This window comes from Synechococcus sp. N32, assembly GCF_900473895.1.
Classification (GTDB): domain Bacteria; phylum Cyanobacteriota; class Cyanobacteriia; order PCC-6307; family Cyanobiaceae; genus Parasynechococcus.
This window is the reverse complement of record NZ_UCND01000009.1, coordinates 1-2500: the sequence shown is the minus strand read 5'-3', so window position 1 is coordinate 2500 and position 2500 is coordinate 1. Positions and strand designations below refer to the sequence as shown.

At 51.1% G+C, this 2500-nt stretch carries 2 tRNA genes and 2 rRNA genes (1 of these 4 cut by a window edge); all 4 read right to left on the bottom strand.

Features of this window, described 5'->3' with window-relative positions:
- A 23S ribosomal RNA gene (locus tag DXY35_RS03435) occupies positions 1-1241 on the bottom strand; it reaches 1627 nt to the left of the window's first position.
- Positions 1242-1677: 436 nt separating this feature from the next.
- Positions 1678-1750 (bottom strand) — tRNA-Ala (locus DXY35_RS03430).
- 9 nt (positions 1751-1759) lie between these two features.
- A tRNA-Ile gene (locus DXY35_RS03425) sits at positions 1760-1833 on the bottom strand.
- Between the two features lie 184 nt (positions 1834-2017).
- Positions 2018-2500, bottom strand: a 16S ribosomal RNA gene (locus DXY35_RS03420); the annotation flags it as partial.

The following is a 2500-nucleotide window of genomic DNA, read 5'->3' as shown; positions in this document are numbered from 1 at the left end:
AGTCCACGCCCGCTCACGCTAACGCTTCGCCCCACATAGAACGCTCCCCTACCATAAAAATCCGCAGCTTCGGTACAACACTTAGCCCCGTTCATTTTCGGCGCAGGATCGCTCGACCAGTGAGCTATTACGCACTCCTTTGAGGATGGCTGCTTCTAGGCAAACCTCCTGGTTGTCTATGCAATCCCACCTCCTTTATCACTTAGTGTTGATTTGGGGACCTTAGCTGGCGGTCTGGGCTGTTTCCCTCTCGACCATGGAGCTTATCCCCCACAGTCTGACTGCCTCGCTACACACAGGGTATTCAGAGTTCATCTCGATTTGGTACCGCTCTCGCAGCCCGCACCGAAATGGTGGCTTTACCCCCCTGCTGGAGCACGAGACGCTACGCCTCAACGTATTTCGGGGAGAACCAGCTAGCTCCGGGTTCGATTGGCATTTCACCCCTAACCACAGCTCATCCGCTGACTTTTCAACGTCAGTCGGTTCGGACCTCCACTTGGTATCACCCAAGCTTCATCCTGGCCATGGTTAGATCACCCGGGTTCGGGTCTATAAACACTGACAAACGCCCTATTCAGACTCGCTTTCGCTATGGCTCCACCATTTCCGGTTTAACCCGCCAGTGCCTATAAGTCGCCGGCTCATTCTTCAACAGGCACACGGTCACCCTATAAGTAGGGCTCCCATTGCTTGTAGGCTCACGGTTTCATGTTCTATTTCACTCCCCTCCCGGGGTTCTTTTCACCTTTCCCTCGCGGTACTGTTTCGCTATCGGTCACACAGTAGTACTTAGCCTTACGAGGTGGTCCTCGCGGATTCACACGGAATTTCACGTGCTCCGTGCTACTCGGGATACAGCTAGCTCAGTTCAGTTTTCGGTTACGGGGCTTTCACCCTCTGTGGCGTGCCATTCAAGCACTTCTCCTAACTTCCCTGATACACGTTGCTGTCCCACAACCCCGATACTCGAAAGTATCGGTTTAGGCTCTTCCCCGTTCGCTCGCCGCTACTTAGGGAGTCGTTTTTACTTTCCTTTCCTCCAGCTACTAAGATGTTTCAGTTCGCTGGGTTGGCTCGTGCCAGCCTATGGATTCAGCTGGCCGTATTAAGGGTTGCCCCATTCGGAAATTCCCGGATCAAAGCGTGCTTCCAGCTCCCCGAGACTTATCGCAGGTAACCACGTCCTTCATCGCCTCTGTGTGCCAAGGTATCCGCCGTGAGCCCTTTGTAGCTTGACCAATTAACCTCCTGAACGCTTACCGCCGTTGAAAGCAGATTCTCAAGTTTTTATTGCTAAAAACAAGATCAAACTCTGATTGGCTCGACACCAATCAAAGAACGCTCAAGAGTCTCGGCTCTTGCTCAAAAGAATTTTCATTGTTCTAGATCCAATCTCCCTTTCAGAAGATCAGATTCAAAACAATGCATCTGTAAGATGCTTTGTTTTTTCCAGACTCACCTATGCAGTTGTCAAGGTTCTGCTAGAACTTCAAATCAAATCATCAATTGCTTGATCATTTGATCCGAGCCCAGCATCTTATCAACCAAATTCAAGACTTAAAATCTAAAACTTGGAATGACAGGAAGCTGGGGTCATCCAGCGGACACATCTAAATCACACTCCAATCGAGCTCAACTCCAAAAAAATTGGAGATGGGAATCAAGTTCGGTCAGTGGAGGTTAGGAGACTCGAACTCCTGACATCCTGCTTGCAAAGCAGGCGCTCTACCAACTGAGCTAAACCCCCAACACCGAATGGGCCATCCTGGACTTGAACCAGGGACCTCACCCTTATCAGGGGTGCGCTCTAACCACCTGAGCTAATGGCCCAGGAGTCTCATCCCTTTTGGGGTGTGACCTAGACAAAGTTTAGGAACTGAAAATCTCCATCAAGCAATCAACATTGCTGCTGATCCTTGACTTCAAAGCTGAGGTACCGATCGACCTAAGGTGACAGGATTTCGGCCTAAGAATAAAAGCACTCAGGCATCAAAATCATTGTTTTGTCTCCCTGTTAGGAGGTGATCCATCCGCACCTTCCGGTACGGATACCTTGTTACGACTTCACCCCAGTCATCAGCCCCACCTTCGACGTCCTCCTCCACAAGGGTTGGAGTAACGGCTTCGGGCGTGGCCAACTTCCATGGTGTGACGGGCGGTGTGTACAAGGCCCGGGAACGTATTCACCGCAGTATGCTGACCTGCGATTACTAGCGATTCCGCCTTCACGTAGGCGAGTTGCAGCCTACGATCTGAACTGAGCCACGGTTTATGGGATTTGCTTGTCCTCGCGAACTTGCTGCCCTTTGTCCGTAGCATTGTAGTACGTGTGTAGCCCAGGATGTAAGGGGCATGATGACTTGACGTCATCCACACCTTCCTCCGGTTTATCACCGGCAGTCTCTCTAGAGTGCCCAACTAAATGCTGGCAACTAAAGACGTGGGTTGCGCTCGTTGCGGGACTTAACCCAACATCTCACGACACGAGCTGACGACA